The sequence below is a fragment of the Rhizobium sp. CAU 1783 genome (assembly GCF_054551725.1).
Genome location: NZ_JBTOLM010000003.1, coordinates 116981 through 141467, shown reverse-complemented (window position 1 = coordinate 141467; position 24487 = coordinate 116981). Strand labels below are relative to the sequence as shown.

25 protein-coding genes and 1 tRNA gene are annotated in these 24487 nt (G+C 63.1%); 15 read left to right on the top strand and 11 right to left on the bottom strand.

The window, feature by feature from the left end:
• The first annotated feature begins 2 nt into the window (after positions 1 to 2).
• The 5 genes from rpsI to ACX93L_RS14365 all read left to right on the top strand — a co-directional run bounded on the left by rpsI (position 3) and on the right by ACX93L_RS14365 (position 4277).
• A complete protein-coding gene (rpsI, locus tag ACX93L_RS14385; protein ID WP_459405500.1) occupies positions 3 to 470 on the top strand; it encodes a 30S ribosomal protein S9 in 468 nt (155 codons plus the stop codon).
• A gap of 442 nt (positions 471 to 912) precedes the next feature.
• The gene (speB, locus tag ACX93L_RS14380) at positions 913 to 1866 is read left to right on the top strand and encodes an agmatinase (protein ID WP_459405499.1); all 954 of its coding nucleotides are present in this window, start codon (positions 913 to 915) and stop codon (positions 1864 to 1866) included.
• A 69-nt stretch (positions 1867 to 1935) separates the two neighbouring features.
• Positions 1936 to 2868, top strand: coding sequence for an N-acetyl-gamma-glutamyl-phosphate reductase (gene argC / locus ACX93L_RS14375; protein ID WP_459405498.1), 933 nt, complete (start codon positions 1936 to 1938; stop codon positions 2866 to 2868).
• Between the two features lie 42 nt (positions 2869 to 2910).
• Positions 2911 to 3300: a VOC family protein gene (locus tag ACX93L_RS14370; protein ID WP_459405497.1), complete on the top strand. Its 390-nt coding sequence runs from the start codon at positions 2911 to 2913 to the stop codon at positions 3298 to 3300.
• Between the two features lie 149 nt (positions 3301 to 3449).
• Entirely contained in the window at positions 3450 to 4277 is an 828-nt protein-coding gene (locus ACX93L_RS14365; protein WP_459405496.1) for a DODA-type extradiol aromatic ring-opening family dioxygenase, read from the top strand.
• Positions 4278 to 4286: 9 nt separating this feature from the next.
• On the opposite strand, the gene ACX93L_RS14360 is transcribed toward ACX93L_RS14365, so the two are convergent.
• Positions 4287 to 5390, bottom strand: a complete 1104-nt coding sequence (locus ACX93L_RS14360; RefSeq protein ID WP_459405495.1) for a COX15/CtaA family protein — start codon at positions 5388 to 5390, stop codon at positions 4287 to 4289.
• Positions 5391 to 5508: 118 nt separating this feature from the next.
• On the opposite strand from ACX93L_RS14360, the gene ACX93L_RS14355 reads away from it, so the two are divergent.
• The gene (locus ACX93L_RS14355) at positions 5509 to 5718 is read left to right on the top strand and encodes a DUF2842 domain-containing protein (protein ID WP_169588874.1); all 210 of its coding nucleotides are present in this window, start codon (positions 5509 to 5511) and stop codon (positions 5716 to 5718) included.
• A 144-nt stretch (positions 5719 to 5862) separates the two neighbouring features.
• Positions 5863 to 7134: a GNAT family N-acetyltransferase gene (locus tag ACX93L_RS14350; protein ID WP_459405494.1), complete on the top strand. Its 1272-nt coding sequence runs from the start codon at positions 5863 to 5865 to the stop codon at positions 7132 to 7134.
• Here the strand turns inward: ACX93L_RS14350 and ACX93L_RS14345 are convergent, their stop codons facing one another.
• Positions 7135 to 9354, bottom strand: coding sequence for a GumC family protein (locus tag ACX93L_RS14345; protein ID WP_459405493.1), 2220 nt, complete (start codon positions 9352 to 9354; stop codon positions 7135 to 7137).
• 202 nt (positions 9355 to 9556) lie between these two features.
• On the opposite strand from ACX93L_RS14345, the gene ACX93L_RS14340 reads away from it, so the two are divergent.
• On the top strand, positions 9557 to 10132 hold the full coding sequence (locus ACX93L_RS14340) for a polysaccharide biosynthesis/export family protein (protein WP_459405492.1): 576 nt from the start codon (positions 9557 to 9559) through the stop codon (positions 10130 to 10132).
• A 3-nt stretch (positions 10133 to 10135) separates the two neighbouring features.
• Positions 10136 to 11278 (top strand): glycosyltransferase family 4 protein, encoded by a 1143-nt coding sequence (locus ACX93L_RS14335; protein ID WP_459405491.1) that lies wholly within the window; start codon positions 10136 to 10138, stop codon positions 11276 to 11278.
• A 15-nt stretch (positions 11279 to 11293) separates the two neighbouring features.
• Here the strand turns inward: ACX93L_RS14335 and ftsH are convergent, their stop codons facing one another.
• Entirely contained in the window at positions 11294 to 13120 is a 1827-nt protein-coding gene (gene ftsH / locus ACX93L_RS14330; RefSeq protein WP_459405490.1) for an ATP-dependent zinc metalloprotease FtsH, read from the bottom strand.
• Between the two features lie 225 nt (positions 13121 to 13345).
• Here ftsH and ACX93L_RS14325 point away from each other — a divergent pair, with 225 nt between their 5' ends.
• From ACX93L_RS14325 to ACX93L_RS14305, 5 genes are all read left to right on the top strand, one after another.
• Positions 13346 to 14896 (top strand): undecaprenyl-phosphate glucose phosphotransferase, encoded by a 1551-nt coding sequence (locus ACX93L_RS14325; protein WP_459405489.1) that lies wholly within the window; start codon positions 13346 to 13348, stop codon positions 14894 to 14896.
• Positions 14893 to 16140, top strand: coding sequence for an O-antigen ligase family protein (locus ACX93L_RS14320; protein WP_459405488.1), 1248 nt, complete (start codon positions 14893 to 14895; stop codon positions 16138 to 16140). The genes ACX93L_RS14325 and ACX93L_RS14320 overlap by 4 nt, the downstream gene beginning before the upstream one ends.
• Before the next feature lie 4 nt (positions 16141 to 16144).
• Positions 16145 to 17290 carry a glycosyltransferase gene (locus ACX93L_RS14315; protein WP_459405487.1) on the top strand — a complete coding sequence of 382 codons (1146 nt, stop codon included), beginning with the start codon at positions 16145 to 16147 and terminating at the stop codon, positions 17288 to 17290.
• A gap of 51 nt (positions 17291 to 17341) precedes the next feature.
• Complete coding sequence (locus ACX93L_RS14310; protein ID WP_459405486.1) at positions 17342 to 17638, top strand: hypothetical protein; 297 nt, start codon at positions 17342 to 17344, stop codon at positions 17636 to 17638.
• 71 nt (positions 17639 to 17709) lie between these two features.
• A complete protein-coding gene (locus tag ACX93L_RS14305; RefSeq protein WP_169588891.1) occupies positions 17710 to 17859 on the top strand; it encodes a hypothetical protein in 150 nt (49 codons plus the stop codon).
• 96 nt (positions 17860 to 17955) lie between these two features.
• On the opposite strand, the gene ACX93L_RS14300 is transcribed toward ACX93L_RS14305, so the two are convergent.
• The 8 genes from ACX93L_RS14300 to ACX93L_RS14265 all read right to left on the bottom strand — a co-directional run bounded on the left by ACX93L_RS14300 (position 17956) and on the right by ACX93L_RS14265 (position 23716).
• Positions 17956 to 18972, bottom strand: a complete 1017-nt coding sequence (locus ACX93L_RS14300; RefSeq protein ID WP_459405485.1) for an extracellular catalytic domain type 1 short-chain-length polyhydroxyalkanoate depolymerase — start codon at positions 18970 to 18972, stop codon at positions 17956 to 17958.
• 211 nt (positions 18973 to 19183) lie between these two features.
• A tRNA-Pro gene (locus ACX93L_RS14295) sits at positions 19184 to 19260 on the bottom strand.
• Positions 19261 to 19352: 92 nt separating this feature from the next.
• Positions 19353 to 19892, bottom strand: a complete 540-nt coding sequence (locus tag ACX93L_RS14290) for a MerR family transcriptional regulator (RefSeq protein ID WP_459405824.1) — start codon at positions 19890 to 19892, stop codon at positions 19353 to 19355.
• A 127-nt stretch (positions 19893 to 20019) separates the two neighbouring features.
• The gene (locus ACX93L_RS14285; protein ID WP_169588895.1) at positions 20020 to 20358 is read right to left on the bottom strand and encodes an integration host factor subunit alpha; all 339 of its coding nucleotides are present in this window, start codon (positions 20356 to 20358) and stop codon (positions 20020 to 20022) included.
• A 107-nt stretch (positions 20359 to 20465) separates the two neighbouring features.
• Positions 20466 to 21437 (bottom strand): beta-ketoacyl-ACP synthase III, encoded by a 972-nt coding sequence (locus ACX93L_RS14280; protein ID WP_459405484.1) that lies wholly within the window; start codon positions 21435 to 21437, stop codon positions 20466 to 20468.
• Between the two features lie 22 nt (positions 21438 to 21459).
• On the bottom strand, positions 21460 to 22506 hold the full coding sequence (plsX, locus tag ACX93L_RS14275) for a phosphate acyltransferase PlsX (RefSeq protein WP_459405483.1): 1047 nt from the start codon (positions 22504 to 22506) through the stop codon (positions 21460 to 21462).
• A 99-nt stretch (positions 22507 to 22605) separates the two neighbouring features.
• On the bottom strand, positions 22606 to 23169 hold the full coding sequence (locus ACX93L_RS14270) for a YceD family protein (RefSeq protein WP_459405482.1): 564 nt from the start codon (positions 23167 to 23169) through the stop codon (positions 22606 to 22608).
• A 1-nt stretch (position 23170) separates the two neighbouring features.
• Positions 23171 to 23716 carry a ubiquinol-cytochrome C chaperone family protein gene (locus tag ACX93L_RS14265; protein WP_459405481.1) on the bottom strand — a complete coding sequence of 182 codons (546 nt, stop codon included), beginning with the start codon at positions 23714 to 23716 and terminating at the stop codon, positions 23171 to 23173.
• A 270-nt stretch (positions 23717 to 23986) separates the two neighbouring features.
• Between ACX93L_RS14265 and ACX93L_RS14260 the strand changes: the two genes are divergently transcribed.
• Positions 23987 to 24484 (top strand): outer membrane protein assembly factor BamE, encoded by a 498-nt coding sequence (locus ACX93L_RS14260; protein WP_169588905.1) that lies wholly within the window; start codon positions 23987 to 23989, stop codon positions 24482 to 24484.
• The last annotated feature ends 3 nt before the right edge of the window (positions 24485 to 24487 follow it).

Genomic DNA, 24487 nt, shown 5'->3' with positions numbered 1-24487 from the left:
TAATGGCTGACCTCTCTTCCCTGAAGGATCTCGGCGCTGGCCAGGAAGCTGCTGCTCCGGTTCACGTCCGTAAGGTCGACGCCCAAGGCCGCTCCTATGCGACCGGCAAGCGCAAGAATGCCGTCGCCCGCGTATGGGTCAAGCCGGGCTCCGGCAAGATCACCGTCAACGGCCGTGACTTCTCTGCATACTTCGCCCGCCCGGTTCTGCAGATGATCCTGCAGCAGCCGATCGTCGCAGCTGCCCGCACCGGCCAGTTCGACATCGTTGCTACCGTTACCGGCGGTGGTCTCTCCGGTCAGGCCGGCGCTGTTCGCCACGGCCTCTCCAAGGCCCTCACCTACTTCGAACCGGGCCTGCGCTCGGTCCTGAAGAAGGGCGGCTTCCTGACCCGCGACAGCCGTGTTGTCGAACGTAAGAAGTACGGCAAGGCCAAGGCCCGTCGTTCGTTCCAGTTCTCGAAGCGTTAATCGCTTCCGGACACGATCTTTCGAAAAGGCGGGGCTTCGGCTCCGCCTTTTTCGTTTTTTCGAGGCTTGGCGCCTTCTCGCGTCGTAGGTGATGCAGATTTCCCACTCTCGCCAAGTGTCACGCGCCGGCGCGGCGGCAATCCAAATAAAGTCCGTGCAGGAAGTCTCGCCCCGCGCCAAGATTGCCTCAACTCTCTGATACGTGAAGCCGGGCGGGCACTATTGCCGCCCTTTTGCGCTCCGCTTCGGAGACACGGTCTCGGGCCACGGGGGTGGGCAAGGAGGAAGGCGCAGGACTGAAAAGGTCCGCGCCTTCTTTGCGTTGAGCCACCGGCTTTCGCGAAGATCTCGAACGCAGAATTCTCTGGCAATTGCCGCGCTCGCCCGTAATATCCGGCCGAAAACGCAAGAGCCGCACACAGCGGCGCAAAGAGAGACATCCATGGCCGAGAAGACCATCGACCACGCCTTCACCACAACCGAACTCAAGTCCGCCGCGACCGACCCGACCTATGCCGGGGTCCTCTCCTTCATGCGCCGCCGCTACACCAAGTCGCTCGAGGGAACCGATGCCGTGGTCTGGGGCATTCCCTTCGACGCCGCCACCTCCAATCGTCCCGGTGCGCGCTTCGGACCTCAGGCGATCCGCCGCGCCTCCGCGATCTTCGATAACGACCCGCAATATCCCTTCGAGCGCGACCTCTTCGCCGACATGGCCGTCATCGACTACGGAGACTGCCTGCTCGACTACGGCAACCACTGGCTTACACCGGACACGATCGAAAAGGAGGCCGCGAAGATCCTTGCCGGCACCGGCTTCCTGCTGACGCTCGGCGGCGACCACTTCGTCACCTGGCCGCTGCTCAAGGCACATGTCGCCAAGCACGGGCCGCTGGCGCTGGTGCAGTTCGACGCGCATCAGGACACTTGGTTCGACGACGGCAAGCGCATCGACCACGGCTCCTTCGTCGGGCGCGCCGTGCGCGAAGGCCTGATCGATCCCGTCCACTCGATCCAGGTCGGTATCCGCACCCATGCGCCGGACGACTGCGGTATCCGCATCGTCTACGGCCACGAGGTGGAGGAGTTGAAGTCCGGCGAACTGGCCGAGCTGATCCTCGACCATGTCGGCGATCGTCCCGCCTACCTCACCTTCGACATCGACTGCCTCGACCCGGCCTATGCACCCGGCACGGGTACGCCGGTGGTAGGAGGACCGTCGAGCGCCAAGATCCTCTCGGTGCTCGCCAACCTCCGCAAGCTCGACATCCGAGGAGCCGACGTGGTCGAGGTCGCCCCGGCCTACGACCACGCAGACATCACCGCCATTGCCGGCGCAACGGTGGCAATGTATATGCTGGGCCTCCACGCGGAGCGCCGGGCGCTTCGCGGCTGAGACTTTGAATCACCGCATTCACGAATCGATTCCGGAAAACCACCCAAGCTCCTGACAGGAGAGGACAAAATGACAGCGAAGATCTTCATCGACGGCGAACATGGCACCACGGGACTGCAGATCCGCACCCGCATGGCCGGCCGCCGCGACGTCGAGCTGCTGTCGATTCCGGAGGCGGAACGACGCAATGCGGCGCTGCGCGAGGATCTGCTGAACAGCGCGGACATCGCCATCCTGTGCCTGCCCGACGACGCTTCGAAGGAAGCGGTGAAAATGGCGGCCGGAAACAATAATATCCGGATCATCGACACCTCCACCGCCTTCCGCATCGCGCCAGACTGGGCCTACGGCTTTGCCGAGATGGACAAGGCACAGGGCGACAAGATCCGCTCGGCCCGGTTCGTCGCCAATCCGGGCTGCTATCCGACCGGGGCGATCGGCCTGATCCGGCCGCTGCGCGCCGCCGGCATCCTGCCGGACGGCTATCCGGTGACCGTCAATGCGGTTTCCGGCTATACCGGCGGAGGCAAGCAGCTGATTGCGCAAATGGAAGATGCAAACCATCCCGAAGCCATCGGCGCCAACAACTTCCTCTACGGGTTGACGCTGAAGCACAAGCACGTCCCCGAGATGAAAACCCATGGGCTGCTCGACCGGGCACCGCTTTTTTCGCCGTCGGTCGGGCGCTTCGCCCAGGGCATGATCGTGCAACTGCCGCTCTTCCTTGACGACCTCAAGGACGGCACCGGCATCGAGGCAATCCATGCCGCGCTCGTGGCTCACTATGCCGGCCAGTCGATCGTGCACGTCGTTCCGCTCGACGAAAGCGCCAAGCTTGCGCGCGTCGACGCCGAAGAACTGGTGGGCCAGGACACGATGAAGCTCTACGTGTTCGGCACGCCGGGTGGCGCCCATGTGAACCTCGTCGCCGTGCTGGACAATCTCGGCAAGGGCGCTTCCGGCGCAGCGGTGCAGAACATGGACCTGATGCTCTCGGCGTAAGCGTGCCGGCGGGCATCTAAAAACGACGACAAGGAGTCTCGGATGCTCGACCATATCGGTCTGTCGGTTGCCGACTATCGCACGTCGAAAGCCTTCTATGATGCGGTCATGCCGTCGATCGGCGCGGCCTGCGTGATGACGGTCACCAGCGAGGAAACAGGCGGCGCCTACGAAGGGGCCGGCTACGGCGTTGCCGGCAAGCCATCCTTGTGGATCGGTTCCGGTGACCGCAGCAAAGGCCAGGTGCACATCGCCTTCACCGCCCCTGATCGTGCAGCGGTCGACGCCTTCTACACAGCGGCGATCGCAGCCGGCGGCACCGACAACGGCGGCCCGGGCCTTCGCCCTCACTACCATCCGAACTATTACGCCGCCTTCGTGCTCGACCCGGATGGGCATAACATCGAGGCCGTCTGCCACACGCCGGAGTGAACCCGGCAAAGCATCGACGCATTGTTCATTAGGAAGTCACGACGACCCGACATCCGTTCAACAATGCCGAACGATTCGTTGCCTGAATGGCGGATCGTCAGCGTGCAGAGTGATCGCTATATCTGTTGAACAAGCAGATGAGGCGCACCATGAACAACGAACGTTTTCCGGTCTATTTCATTCCGCACGGCGGAGGTCCCTGGCCATTCATGCAATTTCCGGCCGGCCCGGACGGCAAGGTTCCGTGGGCCGACCTCTCGGACTTCCTCAAAGGGCTCGACACTGCGGTCGGTCGCCGGCCGAAGGCGATCCTGATGATTTCGGGACACTGGGAGCACGAGGCAAAGCCGACCTTGAGCACGGCCGCGCATCCCGGCATGCTCTACGACTATTCCGGCTTTCCGCCGGAGACCTACCAGATCCGTTATCCGGCGCCTGGCGCCCCTGATGTCGCGCATCGCGCCCGGCAACTGCTGGAAGCTGCTGGCATTCCGGCAGCGGAGGACGACAAGCGTGGTTTCGACCACGGCGTCTTCATTCCGATGATGGTCGCCTATCCGGATGCCGACGTTCCGCTCGTCATGATGTCGATGAAGAACACGCTCGACGTCGAAAGCCATGTGGCGATCGGAAGGGCGTTGGAACCGCTGCGTGACGAAGACATCCTGATCGTGGCATCCGGCATGAGCTATCACAACATGCGGATGTTCTTCCACGACACACCGGAACACAAGCAACAGGCCGTCCGCTTCGATGACTGGCTGAGCGATGCCGTGGCGATCGCCGATGTTGACGAGAGAGCGGCACGGCTGGCGACCTGGGAACAAAACCCCGACGCCCGCGCCTGCCACGTTCCGGACCACGATCATCTCGTCCCGCTGTTCGTCGCGGCCGGTGCTGCCGGCAGCGATGCCGGACAGCATGTCTTTCGCGGAGAATTCCGCGGCAAGCCCTATTCGGGCTACCGCTTCGGCTGACGACTGGCCTTAAGTCCGTTCCGCGATCATCACCTCGGGCGGATAGGCCCCGATGAAACCGCGCCAGTGGGCGACCGCGAAACCGAGCACGACCAGCGACCCGCCCTGATGGGCGAGCGCGGCGTGCAGGGGAACCTGCAGCAGCAGCGTGGTGATGCCGAGCGCCGCCTGGATGGTGACGAGAACAAAGAGCAGAACGCTGCGGCGGGCATGCGTGGTCGATGGCGCCTGGCGCAGGCACTGGATCATGTGGACGAAGGCGGCGGCGAAAAGCACATAGGCCCCCAGCCGATGCACGAACTGCACCGTCTTGGCATTCTCGAACAGGTTCAGCCAGGCCGGGCTCTGGACGAACAGGTCGCTGGGAACCAGCGCACCGTCCATCAGTGGCCACGTGTTGTAGGCAAGGCCCGCGTCCAGGCCCGCGACCAGCGCACCGAGATAGATCTGGAACAAGGTCAGGAAGGCGAGCGCGGCCGCGAACCGTCTTGCACCATGCGACGGCTCCGGATCGTCGCTGTGAGGGGCGAGCGCCCGCATGATCCACGTGCATCCAGCGAAGATCAGACAGGCGGTGACGAGATGGGTCGCCAACCGGTACTGGCTGACATCGACACGCTCTGCGAGGCCGGAGGACACCATCCACCAACCGATGAAACCCTGGAATCCACCCAGCGCCAGAAGCCCCACCAGCGGCAGCCGGAGACGGCGCTCGATGCGGCCGGAAATCCAGAAGTAGAGAAGCGGAAGCGCAAAGACGAGGCCGATGCTGCGGGCAAGCAGGCGGTGGCCCCATTCCCACCAGAAGATCTTTTTGAACTCCTCGACGGTCATGCCCTTGTTGACCTGCTCATATTCCGGGATGCGCTGATAGAGGGCGAACTCTTCTTCCCATTCGGCGGCGGTCAGCGGCGGAATGGCGCCGTGGATCGGCTTCCACTCCGTGATCGAAAGCCCCGAATCGGTGAGCCGCGTCGCGCCGCCGACCAGCACCAGACAGAAGAGCGTCGCGAGAACGACGCCGAGCCAGATCCGGATCGCGCGACGATTGGCTTCCTGCCTCCCGATCCTCTGGCGCAGGGTATTTTCGTCGGCGATCATTACACTTGTCATTCGTCAATCCTCATTCAGGTGGTTGATTTGCATGACTTGCCCGTGCAAAACAACCCCGGCCGTTTGCGGCAAGCGGTCGCGTCCCGCCACCATCACGCGCGGAAAAGGAAGATAGACGATGCCCGTCAGGTTGCGCAAATTCATCGGCACCATCCTCATCCTGTTCATCGTGATCCTATACTCGATTCTCGCGACCAGCATTGCCTCCGCCTTTCTCGGCGCCTCGCCCTGGTGGGTCCACCTTCTCTACTTCCTGCTGTCCGGACTGCTGTGGATCCTGCCGGCCATGCTGATCATCAAGTGGATGGCCGGGCCTATCAAGAAGTGAGCCCCCAGTGCTCCAAATCGGCGACGCATTAACCGGGCGATAACCGCGTCACGCGGAAAAGCCGAAGGCAGCGTCGACGCTAACCGATTCTTCCCCTCCCCCTCGCTATGGTCGGACGATCACTTCATCCGATGGAGAGCGGGCGTGCAGATATCCAAGGTCGATATCCACAGTGTCGAGCGTGCGACTGTCGCGCCGGCCGGCCTCGGCGCGCTTTCCGCCCCCGCTACAGCCGCGCCGTTCATAGGCGGCGAAATCGAACTCAAGCTTCATGACCGCCTGGAGCCGCTCGAATCCGACTGGCGCCGGCTCGAGGCGGACAACCTCAACTCTTTGCATCAATCCTATGACTGGTGCAGCGCATGGGCGAAGACCCACGACAACACGCTCGCCATCGTGCATGGACGCCAGAACGGCCGGACCGTGTTCATCCTGCCGCTCGAGCTCGTCCGGCACGGGATGGTGCGGAGCGCCCAGTTCATCGGCGGCCGGTTCAACAACATCAACACGGGGCTGTTCGCGAAAGAATTTCGCGATCACGCGACCACCGAAGACGGTACCGTGATCGTCCGTGCCCTCACCCGGCTTCTCGCCGGCAAGGCGGACCTCGTCAACCTGACCAATATTCCGCTGGACTGGCGTGGCGCGCGGCATCCGCTCGCGGGCCTTCCGGCGATCGAAAACCAGAACCACGCCTTCCAGCTGCCGTTGACCGACGATTTCGAGCAGACCATCGCCCAGCTGAACGGCAAGCGGCGCCGCAAGAAGTACCGCAGCCAGTGCCGCAAGATCGAGGCAGAAGGCGGCTTCGACCACTTCATCGCCCGCACCGGACCTGAGAAACAAGCGCTCCTTGCCACCTTCTTCGACCAGAAGGCGATCCGTTTCAAAGCGCTCGGCATCCCGAACGTCTTCCAGTCACCGGAGACGCAGGCGTTCTTCCGCATGTTGCTCGAAGTGGACCGAGGCAGCCTCGACACGCCGCTCGAGCTTCATGCCATCCGCCTCAAGGGCGCACTTGAGGGCAAGATCGCCGCGATTGCCGGACTGTCGCGCAAGGGCGACCACGTCATCTGCCAGTTCGGCTCGATCGATGAAAGCCTCGTCGCCGAGGCAAGCCCGGGTGAACTGTTGTTCTGGCTGATGATCGAACGCTGCTGCGAAGAAGGTGCAGCGCTCTTCGACTTCGGTCTGGGTGACCAGGACTATAAGCGGCGCTGGTGCACCGTCGAAACGATCCAGCATGACATCCTGCTGCCGATCAGCGCCGCAGGACGGATCGCCTCGATCGCGCAACGCGGCGTGACGCGCGCCAAGGCCGTGATCAAGGGCAATCCGCAGCTCTATTCGGTCATCCAGCGGATGAGAGCTCACGCCGACAGTGTTCCGGCCCGCTCGACCGGCTCAGAAGACTGATCAGGCAGCGTCACGCCGGCCGATCTTGCGCGCGGCCGGTGTTTCTCCGGTCATCAGGACCAGATCCGCATAACCGACCTTTTCAAAGGCGGCCATGATCTCGACGAGCTCCTGTTCGTCGGGCTTCGGCGCGGAAAGGATGATTTCGTGGGCACCGTTGCGGCTCAACCGCGAGACGCCTTCGGCATTGGCCGGGCCGCACTCCACCAGCACCAGGTCATAGGCGTCGGCAAGTGCATCGGCGATCATCGACAGGCGATCGGCACCACGCATCGCCTGACGCACGTCCGAATTGCCCTGCGGCACGATATCGGCACCCGACAGGCGATCCGGATGGATCGTCTCAGAGAAGGGTGCGACACCGCAGAGAAGATCGGTGATGCCCGGCAGGTCCTTGCGGGCCGCCATCAGCCAGGTCGGGCAGGCAGAGCCGGTCATGTCGATCACCACCACCTTGCGGCCGATCTCATCGAGGTGACGCGCCAGCATAACGGTTGCCGTCGAACCATCGTCGCCGGAGGGGGATATGGCAAAGGCAATGCGGGCACCGGACTCGACGAGATAGTCGGCAATCGACTCGATCGAGAATTCGTCACCGGTGGCGACATCCTCTGCCTCTTCGACCTCAGGAGCGAGATCCAGCGTCTGCTCCATCGCATCCGCCAGTTCCTCGTCCGGCTGGACCGACAGGAGGCTCGCCGGAATGTCGTTGCGCGCGACTGCCGGCTTTGCCTGCGGTGCAGCTGCAACGGCCGCGACCTCGACGACCTCTGCGGCCCGCGGCTCGACGGGCGCCGGCGGCAAGGCCACCGAGCCGGCAACGGGGCGAAGCGCCCGGCCACTGAACAGTTCGACGATCATGACGATCACGGCGCTCAGCACCAGTGCGGCAAGGGCCGCCACGATGGTGATCGGCAACACTTTCGGGAAACTTGCCTCGCGCGGCTCTACGGCCTTGGAGATGACGCGGGCGTCGGCAGGGCTTGCATCCTTTTCGAGGCGCGTGGTCGCTTCCCGATAGCGGGCAAGATAGGTTTCGAGCAGCTGGCGCTGGGCCGTGGCCTCGCGCTCGAGCGCCTTCAGGTCGACCTCGTCGGTACCGGCACGGGCGCTGTCGGCCTTCACGGTGTTCAGCTGCTGGATCAGCTGGGTTTCGCGCGAACGGGAAACGGCCGCCTCGTTTTCGAGGCTCGCGACAACCTTGGCGGATTCGGTGGTGATCTGGTCACGGATACCCGACAGTTGCGCGCGCAGTGCCTTCATCTGCGGATGGCCTTCGAGCAGCGAGGTCGAAAGGTCGGCGATCTTGCCGCGGATTTCGGATTCGGTTGTCTTAAGACGCTGGATGTTTTCCGAGCCGGTGACGGCTTCGAGCGTTTCCGTCGACTTGCCGGCCTTCAGCGCGGCACGAACGTTCTCGGCTTTCGCCTCGGCATTCGCGCGCTCACCCCGGACGCGGGCGAGTTCGGCGGAAATGTCGCTCAGCTGCTGGGAGGAGAAATTGGTTGTCTCGCTCAAAGGCATCAGGTCGGCGGAAGCGCGATACTCCGCGACCTTCTTCTCTGCCTCCCTCACCTTCTCGCGCAGATTGGCAATCTCGGGCTCCAGCCAGCGGGCCGCTTCCGAATTGCTGTCGAGTTTCGCGCCGCTCTGCAGCGAGCGGTAGACGTCGGCGATCGCATTGGGGATCGCGGCCGCGAGTTTCGGGTCCTTCGAGGTGAACTGGATGCCGATGACACGCGACTTCTCGACCTGATAGACCTGCAGCTTTTCCTGAAAAGCCTTGAGCACGCGGTCTTCCGGCGCCAGATCGAGCGGGTTCTTCTTGAGGCCCAGCATGACGAGCAGATCGGAGACGGCCGAAGGATTGGTGTCGGGATCGAACTCCTCAAGCTCATAGAGCTTCATGTCGCGGGCGACCTGCTTGATGAGGTCGACCGACTGCAGGAGCTGCACCTGGCTAACGATGTTCAGTTCGTCCGGCATGGCGTCGGCGGTCGCCGGCGCATTCGCCTGGGCGGTGAAGCTCGGCTCGCGCGGCTCGATCAGGATCCGCGTTTCGCTGCTGAAACTGGGGGCAATGATGCTCGCGCCGGCAAACGCCAGGCCGCCGGCGAGCGCCGTCACGGCCAATATGCGCGCCTTGCGCTGCCACACGGCCCGAAAGAGCTGTGCGAGATCGATATCTACGTCCTGATGACCGTTGCCTACGCTCGACATGCCTAACTCCCGGTACATTTCTCGCGGGAATGTAAAGGATCATGGTAACCCAAGCGTTAATTCGCCGAGATTGCGAATGGCGGCGCTCGTCGCGAGTAAATTGCGGTCGCGGCGGCAGGAAGCTGTCGACCTTTACCAGCCGTTAACCCTAACCGAATGATAACGGCGTTATCGAATTCTTTCATCGGGAGCGCAGAAGCGCATGTTATCGGCTGGCACCAGGGGAATGATGCTGCTCGTTGTCGCGCTGACCGCGGCCGTGCTTGGCGGCTGCGCGACCTACAAGCCGGCGCCGAAGGTCTTCCATGAAGCGACCATCCAGCCCTACCGCCTCGACAGCGGCGACAGGCTGCGCGTCACGGTCTTCGAACAGGCCAGCCTGACCAACACCTATACGGTCGACCAGGCCGGATACATCGCCTTCCCGCTCGTCGGCCAGGTGGCCGCCCGTGGCGCCACCGTATCGCAACTCGAAGGCGCTCTTGCCCAGAAGCTGCGCCAGGGCTTCCTGCGTGATCCGGACGTCACCATCGAGATCGATCGCTATCGCTCGATCTTCGTGATGGGCGAAGTCGGACAGCCGGGCCAATATACCTATGTACCGGGCATGACCGTACTCAATGCCATCGCGATCTCCGGCGGCTTCTCAACCCGTGCCAACCAGCGCGACGTCGACGTCACCCGCAAGATCAACGGAAACATCCTGACCGGCCGTGTTCCGATCACGGACCCGATCCTCGCCGGCGACACCATCTATGTTCGCGAGCGGCTGTTTTGATCCATGCCGAACGGAAAGCCGTTGCGCATCCTCCACTGTTTCCGGTCGCCCGTCGGAGGAATCTTCCGGCATGTGCGCGATCTCGCCGAGCAGCACAGTCGTGCCGGCCACGAGGTCGGGATCCTTTGCGACAGCACGACGGGCAGCGGACACGAGGACAAGCTGTTCGAACAGATCAGGCCCTATCTGTCACTCGGCCTCCATCGGATGCCCATCCAACGCGCGATCGGGTTTTCCGACGCTGCGGCGCTCTACAAGAGTTTTCATGAAATCAAGAGTTTGAAGCCGGACGTTCTGCACGGCCACGGCGCCAAGGGCGGCGCAGTGGCCCGCATCATCGGCTCAGCCTTGCGGGTAAGAAGGTATCGCGTCGCCCGCTTCTATTCGCCCCATGGGGGCAGCCTGCACTTCGATCCATCGTCGCTCTCCGGGCGCGGCGTCTTTGCACTCGAACGGGTCTTCGAACGGATGACGGACGCCATCCTGTTCGTCTGCGACTTCGAGAAGAACACCTACATCAGCAAGGTCGGGGTGCCGCGCTGCCTGCATCGCACGGTCTACAACGGCATCAGTGACAGCGATTTCGCCCAAATCCCGGCCCGCTCCGACGCGGTTCATTTCATCTACGCCGGCATGCTCCGGGACCTCAAGGGGCCGGACGTCTTCATCGAGGCCTTCGCCCAAACAGAACGCCTGGTCGGGCACCCCTTGAGCGCACTGATCGTCGGAGACGGTCCCGACCGCGACAAGTACAGGGACAAGATCACGCAGAGCGGTCTCGGCCGCCGGATCGGCCTTCTGCCCGCCATGCCGGTCAAGGACGCCTTCTCGATGTCGAACATCGTCGTCGTGCCGTCACGCGCGGAAGCCATGCCCTATATCGTGCTCGAGGCTCTGGCCGCCGGAAAGGCGCTGATTGCGACCCGGGTCGGCGGCATTCCGGAGGTGCTCGGCGCCGACAGCGACGCGTTGGTGGAACCGGGCGATCCCGCCGATCTCGCGCGTGTCATGGCGAAGGCCGTGACGACGCCGGAGTGGCACGGTGCGACCATGCCCGATCCCGTCGCCTTTCAGGCGAAATTCTCAGCCTCGGCGATGGCACGGCAGATCGCCGCCCTCTACGAGCAGCGGCTCGCGCCGATCTGACGGCCGTTCACCGCCTTAGGCTTCGACCACGGCCGCTTTTTCAGCCAGGCGCTTCAGCGGGGCGTAGTCGTCCGGCGTCAGGGTTTCGCGCTCCAGCAGAAGCTTTGCTCCGGCCTCAAGCTCGCCGATCCGCCCCTGCAACGCGACCTTGGCCCGTTCATAGGCTTCGTCGATCATCCGACGCACGGCAAGATCGACCTCCCGTGCCGTGGCCTCGGAGTAGTCCTTCGCGCGCATCCGCATTTGACCGTCATCCAGCCATTGCTGGCGCTGGGGCTCCAGCACCGCCTGACCGACGGACTGATCCATGCCGAACCGGGTCACGATTTCCCGGGCGATGTCCGTCACCTTGGCGAGATCGTCGGCGGCACCGGTCGAGATTTCACCGAAGACGATGTCCTCGGCAGCCCGTCCGGCCAGCAGCACAACCATGCGGTCCTTCAGTTCACCCGCGGTGATCAGGAACCGGTCCTCGGTCGGTCTTTGCAGCGTGTAGCCGAGCGCGCCGATCGAGCGCGGGATGATCGAGACCTTCTGGACCGGATCGGCGGTCGGCAGGCCGGCCGCGACCAGCGCGTGGCCCATCTCGTGATAGGCGACCCGGCGGCGCTCCTCGGCATTGAGAATGCGGCTGCGGCGCTCCGCCCCGGCGACGATGCGCTCGACCGCCGCGACGAAGTCCGCCATTCCGACTTTCTCCGCTCCCCGACGGGTGGCAAGGATCGCGGCTTCGTTGATCAGGTTGGCGAGGTCGGCACCGGTGAAGCCGGGCGTTAGGCCGGCGATCTCGTCTACGCTGACGCCAGGCTCGATGGTGACGCTCTTCATGTGCACCTCGAGGATCGCCGCCCTGCCCTTGCGATCGGGCCGGTCGATGACGACCTGGCGGTCGAACCGTCCGGCACGCATCAGGGCCGGATCAAGGATCTCGGGCCGGTTGGTGGCGGCAAGCAGAACGATGCCGACGCGCGGGTCGAAGCCGTCGAGTTCGGCGAGCAGCTGGTTCAGCGTCTGCTCCTTCTCGTCATTGCCGCCGAAACCACCGAACGAGTTGCGAGCGCGCCCAAGCGCGTCGAGTTCGTCGATGAAGATGATGCAAGGGGCGGCCTGGCGGGCCTGCTCGAAGAGGTCGCGGACCCGGGCAGCGCCGACGCCGACGAACATCTCGACGAATTCGGAGCCGGAAATCGAGAAGAAGGGCACGCCCGCCTCCCCGGCCACGGCCCGTGCCATCAGCGTCTTGCCGGTACCCGGCGGCCCGACCAGCAGGATGCCCTTCGGAATGCGGGCGCCGAGGCGGCCATAGCGATCCTTGTCCTTCAGGAAAGAGACGATCTCCTGAAGCTCTGCTTCCGCTTCGTCGATGCCGGCAACGTCGTCGAAGGTCACGCCGGTCTTGCGTTCGAGATAGATCTTGGCGCGCGATTTGCCGATGTTGATCAACCCACCCATGCCCTGCTTCTCGGCGATGCCGCGGAAGAAGAACGACCAGAGCGCGAAGAAGACCATCACCGGGAGGATCCAGGACAGGAGCGTGGTCAGCCAGTTGTTCTCGGTGGCGCCGGTGATCTTCACTCCGGCCTTTTCGAAGAGCGCGGCGAAGGCCGGATCGACCCGGTTGGCGACGAAATATTTGCGCCCATCGACCGGCTCCCTGAACTCACCCTCCACGCGGCTCTCGGTCAGCGTCACGGACACGATCCGGCCCTCGTCGACCAGGCGCATCATCTCGCTGTAGCTGAGCTGGGCATAGTCGCGGTAGCCGATCCAGGCCTGGAACGCCATCAGGAGCGCGAAGGCGAAGAGGAAGTAGCTGAGATTGAAGACGTGTTTCTTTTCCATGAGCGAGCGTCCTGTTGCGGTGCCGGCCGTCGGCCATTCCACCTCATGACACGATCCGTGTCACGCTTCGGTGATCCGTGTCAAACCGCAGGCAACCGGTGAGTGCGGCGCACGTGTGCCGATCTGACCCAAAACTGGCCGATCCGTGGGCCGTTCCCGGCCGGTTCTCAAGCGTTTCTTAGCAACTCCCGTTTATGCTCGCGCGTGAAAAAGCGGGATATTGCGATGAACCAGATGGAAAAGCCGGAACAGTTCGATATCGACGCCTTGCGCAGGAAGGTTTCCGAGACCGCCGCGGCGTCCCCGACGCCCGGCGAAGAGACGGACATCAATCCGCTGGCGAAACAGATCGCCGCGCAGTTTCGCGAAGAGAATTACTCCCCTTCGATCATCACCGGCCAGTTGCGGCTGCTCGAATTTCTCAGCCTTTTCGCGATCGGGCTTGCCGTGCACTATCTGCTTGCGGACGATCCTTCGTCGCGGTTCCTGACCGACCTCGTGATCGGGCTTCTCGGGTCCGGCTTCGCCGTGCTGCTGCTGCAGGTCGCCGACTGCTACCAGGTCTCGGTGCTGCGTACGCCGCTGCGCTCGATGGGGCGCATCGCGATCAGCTGGACGGTGGCGACGGCGATGATCGCGCTTGCCCTCTTCCTGTTCCGCGACGGCGGTTTCGGTTTCCGCGACTGGCTCGTCTACTGGTATGGCGCAGGCATCGCATTCCTCTTCATCGAACGCAGTCTCGTCGGCTTCGGCATTCGCCGCTGGGCCCGGAACGGCATCATGGAGCGGCGTGCCGTGGTCGTCGGCGGCGGCAAACCCGCCAAGGATCTAATCCGCGCGCTCGAGCAGCAGCCGGAAAACGACATCCGCATCTGCGGCATCTTCGACGATCGCGGCTCCACCCGCTCGCCGGACGTGGTTGCCGGTTATCCGAAGCTCGGCACCATCGCCGAACTGGTCGAGTTCGCTCGCCTCACCCATATCGACATGCTGATCATCGCCCTGCCGCTCAGCGCCGAGGCGCGTATCCTCCAGTTGCTGCGCATGCTCTGGGTGCTCCCGGTCGACATCCGACTCGCGGCACACTCCAACAGCCTGCGTTTCCGCCCGCGCTCCTATTCCCATGTGGGCGCCGTGCCGATGCTCGATATTCTCGACAAGCCGATCCGCGACTGGGATTCGGTCGCCAAGCGTGGCTTCGACATCTTCTTCAGCCTCGTTGCTCTCATTCTGCTCTGGCCGGTCTTCATTGCGACGGCGATCGCCGTGAAGGCCACCTCCAAGGGACCGGTCTTCTTCATCCAGAAGCGGCATGGCTTCAACAACGAGGTGATCAACGTCCTGAAGTTCCGTTCGATGTATACGGACATGAGCGATCCGACCGCACGGCTTGCGGTTACCAAGGGCGATCCGCGCGTCACCCCGGTCGGCCGCTTCATCCGCAAGTCCTCGATCGATGAACTGCCGCAGATCTTCAACGTCCTCAGGGGCGATCTCTCGCTGGTTGGCCCCCGCCCCCATGCCGTCATGGCCCAGACCCACGACCGGCTCTATGCGGAAGTCGTCGAAGGTTATTTCGCACGCCACCGCGTCAAGCCCGGCGTCACCGGCTGGGCGCAGATCAACGGCTGGCGCGGCGAGGTCGACAACGACGACAAGATCAAGTTCCGGACCGCCTACGATCTCTTCTACATCGAGAACTGGTCACTGCTGTTCGACCTGAAGATCCTCTTCCTCACGCCGTTCCGCCTGCTCAACACGGAAAACGCCTATTGAGCACGGTCGACCTCGACGCGCCGCCGGTGTTTCGGCCGCAGCTTGCGGCCTGGACGCTGCTCGGCTCCGGCATGGTCGCCTGCGGCGTCTTCCTGTCGGGTTTCGTCATCTCGGAGCCGGCCCCTTATGAACTGCTGATGGTGACGCAGATCGCCCTCTGGTTCCTGCTGGGTCTGAGGATTTCGCGCGCCGTCGCACCGCTTCTCGCTTTCCTCCTCGTCTTCAATGTCGGGGGCATCCTGTCGCTGACGGTGATGAAGGACCTTGGCGGCGGGCCGATGTATCTCGCGGTCTCCACCTTCCTGGCGCTCACCTCCGTCTTCTACGCGGCGATCATCGAAGACCGGCACCAGCGCCTCGAGCTGATTTTCAAGGCCTGGGTGGCAGCCGCGATCATCACCGCGCTTCTCGGCATCCTCGGCTATTTCCATGCCTTCCCGGGTTCCGAAGCCTTCACCCTCTACGATCGCGCCAAGGGCGCCTTCCAGGATCCGAACGTGTTCGGCCCGTTCCTGATCGCACCGGCCCTCTACCTGATGCACGGCCTTCTGACCGGCAAGCTCCTCCAGGCGCCGTTGAAGGTCGCCGGCCTGCTGATCATCGCACTCGGCGTCTTCCTGTCGTTCTCCCGCGCCGCCTGGGCGCTCTTCCTGTTCTCGGCCGTGGCGCTGGTGTTCATCCTGCTGCTCAAGGAACGCACGGGTGCCTTCCGGCTGAAGATCCTCTTCCTCTCGCTCACCGCGGTGCTCGTGCTCGTCGTCGCGCTGGTCGTCGCCTTGCAGTTCGAGCAGGTGCGCAACCTCTTCCTCGATCGCACGACGCTGGTGAAGGAGTATGACGGCGGCCATCTCGGCCGATTTGCCCGCCATCGAATCGGTTTCCTGATGTCGATGGAACGCCCGCTCGGCATTGGCCCGATGGTGTTCAGCGAGATCTTCCCCGAGGACGAGCACAATATCTGGCTGAAGTCGCTGACGACCTATGGCTGGCTCGGCTTCGTCTCCTATGTCTCGATGATGGTCTGTACACTGACCATAGGTTTCCGTCTCTTGCTCCGGGATCGGCCCTGGCAGCCGCATCTGATGATCGCCTGGATCGTTATCGTCGGCCATGTCGGCATCGGCAACGTCATCGACACCGATCACTGGCGTCACTTTTACGTCCTGCTCGGCATCGTCTGGGGTTGTGGCGCTCTCGAATGGCGGCACCAGCGCGCCTTGCGACGTGGCGGATCGGTCGTCTGATCCCATGCAACCGAACGACAAGCCCTTGCGCATTCTCGAAGTGCTCGAACCGAGCGGTGGCGGCTCGGGCCGGCATTTCGTCGATCTCTGCGCCGGCCTCGCCGCCCACGGCCAGGCCGTCACGGCGGTCTACTCGCCCGTCCGCGCAGAGGCCCGATTCGTGCGCGAACTGATGACGCTCAATCTTCAAAGGGTCATCGCCCTGCCGATGCTGCGGGCCGTCGGACCGAAGGATTTCGAGGGCTGGCGCGCGCTCCACCGCATCATCCGGAGCGAAGGGCCTTTCGACATCATCCACGGCCACAGCTCCAAGGCCGGCGCCCTGACGCGGCTTCGCCTGCCCGGCCCCCATGTACCGCGCATCTATACGCCCCATGCCTTCCGGACGATGGATCCCAATCTCTCGCCCAAGGGCCGCTTCGTCTTCGGCCAGATCGAGACCCTACTCGGCCGCTTCTTCTCCGACCGGGTGATCGCCGTCTCGCGGAACGAATACGACCACGCGCTTTCGCTCGGGATCCCGCGCGACGTGTTGCGGCTGGTGGTGAACGGCGTCGGCGACGTTCCGTCCGGCCGCCGCGCAGAAATCCGATCCCGCTTCGGCCTCGCCGACGACGCCCTCGTCTTCGGCTTTGTCGGCCGGCTCTCAGCCCAGAAAGCCCCGGAAAGACTTATTTCGGCATTTTCTGTAATCGCCGCCGACGTGCCTCAAGCGCGACTGTTGATCATCGGAAGCGGCGAACTGGAAGATGCGGTCCGCCAGCAGATCTCGGTAACAGGGCTGACCGATCGGGTCGTGATCGACGCCGACCTTCCTGGAGCCGAGGCCTTGCAGGCGCTCGACGCGCTGGTGATGACGAGCCGCTACGAGGCGATGTCCTATGTCATGCTGGAGGCTGCCGCTGCCGGCCTGCCCCTCGTTCTCACCGATGTCGGCGGCGCGTCAAACGTGTTGGACAGCGGTGTGAACGGCCTTCTCGTGCCGAACAGCGACGATCCCGCCCCGATTGCCTCGGCCATGCGGGCACTCTCGAACGACGCGACACGGGGCCGTTTCACTGCGGCGGCGCGCGAGCGGCAGGGTCGCTATGGCGTCGATGCCATGGTGGCGCAGACTCTTGCCGTCTACCGCGAGGCGCTGGCGCCCTGAACGATCAGGGACCCGATTGATTTTTCACGCGCTTCCTCCATATTTCCACTCATGATCACACCAGCACAGATCCGCGCCGCGCGGGCGCTAATCGGACTGAGCGTCGACCAGGTATCGGCGCTCTCAGGCGTGTCCGCCTTCGTGATCATCCAGGTCGAAGAGGAAAGTGCCGCGAGCCTCGACCAGAGCGCCATGCTTGCGCTTCGTGCCGGCCTCGAAAAGGCAGGGATCGCCTTCATCGCGGACGGCGATTGTCCTCCCGGCGGGATGGGTGTCCGGCTGGCGGAACGCCACGACACCGATGAAGGGCTCCGCCCTGAAAACCTGAACGCCGCCAACGACGACTGAAACGCGCTCCCTCCAGGGAACAAATTCGGCCGCACCGATTTATCCGCCTGTCAAACAGACAGGAGCACTTCATGAATCGGAATAACGGTCTCTATCTCGTCATCGGCGCCCTTGCCGTCGTCGTCATCGGCCTCGGCGCCTATGTCTATCGCGAGGAGACGAAACCCCAGGGCGTCGAACTGAGCATCGGCCGCGACGGGGTGTCGATCCAGGAGAACTGACAGGCTGGCGGACCTGTGCACTCCCAGGAACATCACAAGTGTATTGCCCGGCTCGAAGCCGGGGCTCCTCATGTCATCGTGATGAGTGGCCGAAAATTAGATCGAGGCAATGAACGTGCGCGCCATATGCTGTGGCGCGCCGAAACCGCCTTCCAGCATGAAGGGCATCGCCTCCTGCGCTCCGGGTGACTTTCGCTGGAGGACCGGAAGGCCGTGAGCCATTCCATCGATCAGGCAGAATTCGATCAGCGGCCGGCCCGATGCGTCGTACCAGGTCTTCACCGGATGACCCTCAGCCGTCGAAAGCCTGCCCTCCCCCTCCTCCAGCCCGTAGATATCGAGCCATTGGGCAAGACTGGCACGGGCATTGGCCACGGAGACGACACGATCAGCCGTTCCGTGCCAGATCGACACCAGCGGACGGTTTTCGATTTCCGGCGTCACCGTGCGCACGAGGTCGCCCCATTCGCGGCCGGAACGGCTGACGCCGGACTTCATCACCGAGAGCGCGGTCATCGCATCGCGCGCTGCGCCAAAGGGCAGGCCACCGACAATCTGGCCTGCGGCGAAGAGCTCCGGATAGGTTGCCAGCAAGGCGGACGCCATCGCTCCTCCGGCAGATAAACCCTGAACGAAGATGCGCCGCCGATCGACGCCGTGGCGCTCGCAGGCGTTGTCGATCATCTGGCGGATCGACATCAGCTCGCCGCGATCACGGGCCACCGCGCTCGGCCTGAACCAGTTGAAGCACAGGTTGGGATTGTTCGACTGGCGCTGTTCCGGATAGAGCAGAACGAACCCATGATCGCGCGCGAGGCCACTCCAGCCGCTGCCCTTGTCGAAATCGGCGGCGGTCTGGAGACAGCCATGGAGAACGACGACGAGTGGCGCTCCCGGCTTCAGCTTCGGCGGAACGTGTTCCAGCATCCGCAGGTGGCCGGGATTGGTGCCGAAGCCGGTGATTTCCTGGAGGCGCACGCTGGACGGACGTGCGCGCCGCGGGCGCACAGGCTCAAGGCGTGGCATGGCAGGCGCTGCCTTCAATATCTTCTTCTGAAGTGCCTTCTGTCGACGCAACACATAGGACAGCGGCATGGGGATCTTGAGGCGCATGGAAAAAGCATTCCTTCTGCAAATCGAAGTATCGCTCCCGCAACGTCGGCCGCCATGCGCTCCGGCTCCCCACCGACGACCAGATTTTCATATAGTGCTGCGATGCAGCATTTATAGGGCAAGAAGGCCTAGAAAAACAAGAAACTGCCCGAGAGGGCAGTGTGCCGTTTCTCTATTTCATTTGAATTTTGCTGGGATATCAAGATTTTAATGGTCGGGGCGGCCGGATTTGAACCGACGACCCCTTGACCCCCAGTCAAGTGCGCTACCGGGCTGCGCTACGCCCCGACCTGCTTCTTGCAAAGCACGTTCTCCTTAATGGCAAGGTCACGCACACGCAAGGGGGAAAAGGCGAGAAATTGCGGACGGGCCGGTTCTCGTCACCGAACCTGATCGAGCAGGCGCTTGCATTCGAGGAGATCGAAGAGGGCTTCCTGCAGGAGCGCCCGGTCTTCCTTGCCGACAGCCGAGCCCTTGCCGACCGATATTTCCGGCATGTCGTCGTCGCTGCCGCCACCGAAGCCGAAGAATCGCCCGCTGACCTTGGCCTTGGGACGGCCGACGATCTGATCCTCCTCGGGCGGGCCGAGTTTCGGATCGTCGACCTTGGCGGACCCCGCTGCGACCAGCGCCTCCATGGTGGCGAGATCGCCGCTGGCGATCGCCATGACGAACTTGTTGCCGTTGGTCTTCAGGAGTTTCTGCACGCCCTTGATGGTGTAGCCCTGATCATAGAGCAGGTGACGAATGCCCTTCAGCAACTCGACGTCGTCGGGGCGGTAATAGCGGCGGCCGCCGCCACGCTTCAGCGGCTTGATCTGCGGAAAGCGGGTTTCCCAGAAGCGCAGGACGTGCTGCGGCAGGTCGAGATCGTCGGCGACCTCGCTGATGGTGCGAAAGGCATCGGGGCTCTTGTCCAACTGCATCTTGCCGCTCCTCATGGGAAATGCGGCACCGTCGCCGCGACTCGCCGGCCATTTCAACGATTTGCGCTGGAACTTTCAAGCGCTGCGACAAGCTCGCCGCAGCACTCCACGCTTTTCGGCGTCAGCTGGCCGGGTTCTGCGGCTTCTGCTTCGCCTTGCGCTGCAGGTGCGAGCGGAGTATCCGCTGCTTCAGCACGTTCGACGCCTTGAAGGTCATCACGCGCCGCGGGGAGATCGGCACTTCCTCGCCGGTCTTCGGATTGCGGCCGATACGCTCGTTCTTGCTACGCACCTGGAAGGTCGCGAAGGACGACAGCTTCACAGTCTCTCCGCGGACGATGGCGTTGCAGATCTCATCGATCACCGTCTCGACCAGCTCGGCTGATTCGGTCCGCGATAGCCCGACCTTGCGAAATACCGATTCCGCCAAATCTGCTCGCGTCACTGTCTTGCCGGCCATGGTTCTCGTCCGCTTAAATCAATGATCTTGTTGAATTCGCCAGAGAGTATTGCCCTTGCGCGTGACGGTCAAGCGCTTGTTAAAAATCCTTTATTTCGCGCCGGCCGCTACCAGCGCACAAGGACGGCACCCCAGGTGAAGCCGCCGCCCATGGCTTCAAGCATCACCAGATCGCCCTTCTTGATCCGCCCGTCACCGGCGGCAACCGAAAGTGCGAGCGGAATGGAGGCCGCCGAGGTGTTGCCGTGCAGATCGACAGTGACCACGACCTTTTCAAGCGGAATGCCGAGCTTCTTGGCGGAACCGTCGATGATGCGGCGGTTGGCCTGGTGGGGCACCAGCCAGTCGATATCGCCGGCGGTCGTGCCGGTTGCGTCAAAGGCAGCTTCGATGACGTCGGTGATCATGCCGACGGCATGCTTGAAGACCTCGCGGCCTTCCATGCGCAGATGGCCGACGGTTCCAGTCGTCGACGGACCACCGTCGACATAGAGCTTTTCGCGATGGGCGCCGTCGGAGCGCAGGTTCGAAGTCAGCACGCCACGGTCTGCGACGGTCCCCTCGCCTTCCACCGCCTCAAGGATGAGCGCGCCTGCGCCATCACCGAAGAGCACGCAGGTCGTACGGTCGGTCCAGTCGAGAATACGGGAAAAGGTTTCAGCGCCGATCACCAGCACGCGCTTCACCATTCCGCCACGGATATGCAGGTCGGCCGTCGACATCGCGTAGACGAAGCCGGAACAGACCGCCTGGACGTCGAAGGCGAAACCGTGGTGCATGCCGAGACGGTTCTGGATGTTGACGGCGGTGGCCGGGAAGGTGTTGTCCGGCGTCGAGGTGGCACAGATGATCAGATCGATATCGGCAATCGTCAGTCCGGCATTATCGAGCGCCTTCTGGGCGGCTTCGGCGCCGAGCGAGGCGGTTGTTTCACCTTCGCCCGCGATGTGGCGCTGACGGATGCCCGTGCGCTGCACGATCCACTCGTCCGAGGTTTCCACCAGGTCTTCCAGGTCGCGATTGGTCATCACCCGCTTCGGGAGCGCCGCCCCGAAACCGCGAACAACAGAACGGATCATTGTGTCTTCCTACCCCGTCGATTCATGCCGCTTCCGGACCCGCCGAAGACGGATGCCGTGCATGATATTTTTTTAGATCGTTTTCGATTTTCTGCGTGAGCCCGTTGCGGGCCATGTCGTATCCGACGTCGATCGCAGCCGCAAAGCCCTCGGCGTCGGTGCCGCCGTGGCTCTTGATGACGATGCCGTTCAGGCCGAGGAATACGCCGCCATTGACCTTGCGCGGGTCCATCTTCTCGCGCAGGCGGTCGAAGGCGCCCTTGGCAAGCAGGTAGCCGAGCTTGGCCAGCAGTGTGCGCGACATCGCGGCCTTCAGATACTCAGCGATCTGGCGTGCGGTGCCTTCGGCGGTCTTCAGGGCGATGTTTCCGGTAAAGCCCTCGGTGACGACGACGTCGACCGTTCCCTTGCCGAGATCATCGCCCTCGACGAAACCATAATAGTCGATCGTGTCGAGGCCAGCCTCACGGATCAGGCGACCGGCCTCCTTGACCTCTTCCTGGCCCTTGATCTCCTCGACGCCGACATTGAGCAGGCCAACCAGCGGACGCTCGACCTCGAAGAGCGCGCGCGCCATGGCACCGCCCATCAGGGCGAAATCGAGAAGCTGCTGCGAGTCTGCGCCAATTGTCGCACCCACGTCCAGAACGATGCTTTCGCCCGAAAGCGTCGGCCAGATCGCGGCGATCGCGGGACGTTCGATGGTGGCCATGGTGCGCAGGCAGAACTTGGCCATCGCCATCAGGGCACCTGTATTGCCAGCCGAAACGACGACGTCGGCCTGACCGGTCTTCACCGCCTCGATCGAGCGCCACATGCTGGAGATGTAACGGCCGCGGCGCAGCGCCTGGCTCGGCTTCTCGTCCATGCCGACCGCGACTTCGCAGTGATGGAAGACCGACTTTTCCTTGAGTTTCGGGTATTGGGCGATCAGCGGGAGACAGCGCTCCTGCTGGCCGAACAAGACGAACTCGATGTCGGGATGGCGTTCCAGCGCCTTGGCAGCACCGGGAATGACGACCTCGGGACCGAAGTCGCCTCCCATGACGTCAAGAGAAATTCTGATCACTTATACCTGATCCTTCTTTTTCGCTGCCGGGCGAAATTTTGGCCAAAATACCGGTTTTGCCGTGCCGCACAACCCATTTCACCGTGGCTCCGGGCGTGCTCAGTCCTTTTTCCAGTCCTTCAGCACAGCAAACGGCGACGGTTTGCGATCATCCTTCGCTTCGCTCTCGACATGGCCGGCAAACTCGACGCCCGGCTTCTTCGGATAGGGATCGATTGCGAGTGCAGCAAATTCCGCGACAAGCGCCCCGGCATCGATCGTGTCGCCGACGAAGCTCTCCGGCAGATCGGGACCATCGGGGTCGAGAACCATCTCGCCGGCCTCGTCGGTGACGATGCGCGCCAGCTTGGATCCTTCCGGTACGAAGATCTGATCGATGTCCTGCTCGATCACCGACACCACGGGTTCGAGGGTGACGACACAGGCCTGGACGATCTCGCCGGTCACATGCCCCTTGATGCGGATCCCGTCCTTCTTCCAGCGATTGATCTGCAGGTCGGCAGCGAGCCGGTTCACCGCCTCGATACGCCACAGGGTGGCGAGTGCGGCGCATTCCCTTGCGTCGGCCTCGACATGGACCTGAACGGGATTGGCCGAGATATGGCCGACCTTGACCTTGTAAGAAAACGCCGCGTCGGCGGCATCCTTCCTGTGCGAACTCATGTCAGAGCGAACCTCCAGGTACATCGAGCCGAACGGAGCCGGTCTCGATGACCTCTTCATCGACGGTGCGGAGCTGGCGCTCGGCGTCCATCATCCAATCGGCAAGGTGCATCAGATCCGGAGCGCCCTCGCCTGCTTCCGGATATATATTGCGCCGCAGGGCCGCCGCCAACAGGCCGTGATCATCTTTGTCCAGCGCATCGGCATAGGATTCGAGCCGGCCATAGAACATGCCGGCCAGCTTTTTCATCCGTTTCGGCACACCCTGGTCGCCGATGCCGAGTTCGCGGATGGAATGATCAACATCCTCGAAGAAGGCGTCGACAATTTCCTGGGCAATCTCCTGCCCGCCGCGCGCGGACTGCCGTGTGCGACGAAAAAACAGAATCAGGACGAGCGAGAGCATCTCGAAACGGCCCATCACCGTGTCGGGCACGCCAAGTTCGGCATAGAAGACCGGCGTCCTCGCTGTCGAGGTGAGTGCCGCATACTGGCGCTCGACGATGATCCGGTTATGCTTTTTTTGCCGGAAGAAGCCGAATACCATCCCATTTCACCAAAAAGAGCCGAGGGAACGGGCTCGCCTGCCTCGGGTCGTGTTGCATGATTGCGAAAGCTGGTTTACCGAAGCAGACGTGAATTGCAATGCCGTTTCTGCCAACTGGCCCGATCCTCGCGGCCATCTCCGGGCAGCCCGTTGTTTCGACCCGACAGGGCTGCCGCAGCGGATGCTTCGTCCCCGGAAAGGCCACAATGGTATAGCAACAGGTTTTTCGGTCGCCCCTCCGGGCGACCTTTGTCTAGAGACATTGGAGACGTGTGGTTGGAAATGCGGTATTTCAGATCGGACAGGAAAGTTCTCGGCTGCACTGCCCTCGCGCTCGCCCTCACGGTCGGTGGCCTTGCCGGTTGCACCACCTCCGAAGTCTTCCATAACGGATATGTCGTCGACCAGGACGCGCTGGCGCTGGTTCCGGTCGGCTCCAGCCGCGAGCAGGTCCTGCTTTCGCTCGGCACGCCGTCGACCACGGCAACGTTCGACGGTGAAGTCTTCTACTACATCTCGCAGAAGCGCACCCGTTCCGTCGCCTTCATGAAGCAGCGCCTGGTGGACCAGCAGGTCCTGGCGATCTATTTCGACAAGGACGGCATCGTCTCGCAGCGCGCGAACTACACGCTGAAGGACGGCAAGGTCTTCGACATGATCTCGCGCACCACGCCGACCGGCGGCAAGGACCTCACCTTCCTGCAGCAAATCCTCGCAGGCGGCGGCGGCGCAGCGAACTCCGTCAAGAACATCTTCGGCGGCATGTAACGT

Bases quoted from the DNA above. Each gene is read 5' to 3' on its own strand.
- rpsI (WP_459405500.1), top strand. From the start codon at position 3: ATGGCTGACCTCTCTTCCCTGAAGGATCTCGGCGCTGGCCAGGAAGCT.
- speB (WP_459405499.1), top strand. From the start codon at position 913: ATGGCCGAGAAGACCATCGACCACGCCTTCACCACAACCGAACTCAAG.
- argC (WP_459405498.1), top strand. From the start codon at position 1,936: ATGACAGCGAAGATCTTCATCGACGGCGAACATGGCACCACGGGACTG.
- ACX93L_RS14370 (WP_459405497.1), top strand. From the start codon at position 2,911: ATGCTCGACCATATCGGTCTGTCGGTTGCCGACTATCGCACGTCGAAA.
- ACX93L_RS14365 (WP_459405496.1), top strand. From the start codon at position 3,450: ATGAACAACGAACGTTTTCCGGTCTATTTCATTCCGCACGGCGGAGGT.
- ACX93L_RS14360 (WP_459405495.1), bottom strand. From the start codon at position 5,390: ATGACAAGTGTAATGATCGCCGACGAAAATACCCTGCGCCAGAGGATC.
- ACX93L_RS14355 (WP_169588874.1), top strand. From the start codon at position 5,509: ATGCCCGTCAGGTTGCGCAAATTCATCGGCACCATCCTCATCCTGTTC.
- ACX93L_RS14345 (WP_459405493.1), bottom strand. From the start codon at position 9,354: ATGTCGAGCGTAGGCAACGGTCATCAGGACGTAGATATCGATCTCGCA.
- ACX93L_RS14340 (WP_459405492.1), top strand. From the start codon at position 9,557: ATGTTATCGGCTGGCACCAGGGGAATGATGCTGCTCGTTGTCGCGCTG.
- ACX93L_RS14335 (WP_459405491.1), top strand. From the start codon at position 10,136: ATGCCGAACGGAAAGCCGTTGCGCATCCTCCACTGTTTCCGGTCGCCC.
- ftsH (WP_459405490.1), bottom strand. From the start codon at position 13,120: ATGGAAAAGAAACACGTCTTCAATCTCAGCTACTTCCTCTTCGCCTTC.
- ACX93L_RS14325 (WP_459405489.1), top strand. From the start codon at position 13,346: ATGAACCAGATGGAAAAGCCGGAACAGTTCGATATCGACGCCTTGCGC.
- ACX93L_RS14315 (WP_459405487.1), top strand. From the start codon at position 16,145: ATGCAACCGAACGACAAGCCCTTGCGCATTCTCGAAGTGCTCGAACCG.
- ACX93L_RS14310 (WP_459405486.1), top strand. From the start codon at position 17,342: ATGATCACACCAGCACAGATCCGCGCCGCGCGGGCGCTAATCGGACTG.
- ACX93L_RS14305 (WP_169588891.1), top strand. From the start codon at position 17,710: ATGAATCGGAATAACGGTCTCTATCTCGTCATCGGCGCCCTTGCCGTC.
- ACX93L_RS14300 (WP_459405485.1), bottom strand. From the start codon at position 18,972: ATGCGCCTCAAGATCCCCATGCCGCTGTCCTATGTGTTGCGTCGACAG.
- ACX93L_RS14285 (WP_169588895.1), bottom strand. From the start codon at position 20,358: ATGGCCGGCAAGACAGTGACGCGAGCAGATTTGGCGGAATCGGTATTT.
- ACX93L_RS14280 (WP_459405484.1), bottom strand. From the start codon at position 21,437: ATGATCCGTTCTGTTGTTCGCGGTTTCGGGGCGGCGCTCCCGAAGCGG.
- ACX93L_RS14270 (WP_459405482.1), bottom strand. From the start codon at position 23,169: ATGAGTTCGCACAGGAAGGATGCCGCCGACGCGGCGTTTTCTTACAAG.
- ACX93L_RS14265 (WP_459405481.1), bottom strand. From the start codon at position 23,716: ATGGTATTCGGCTTCTTCCGGCAAAAAAAGCATAACCGGATCATCGTC.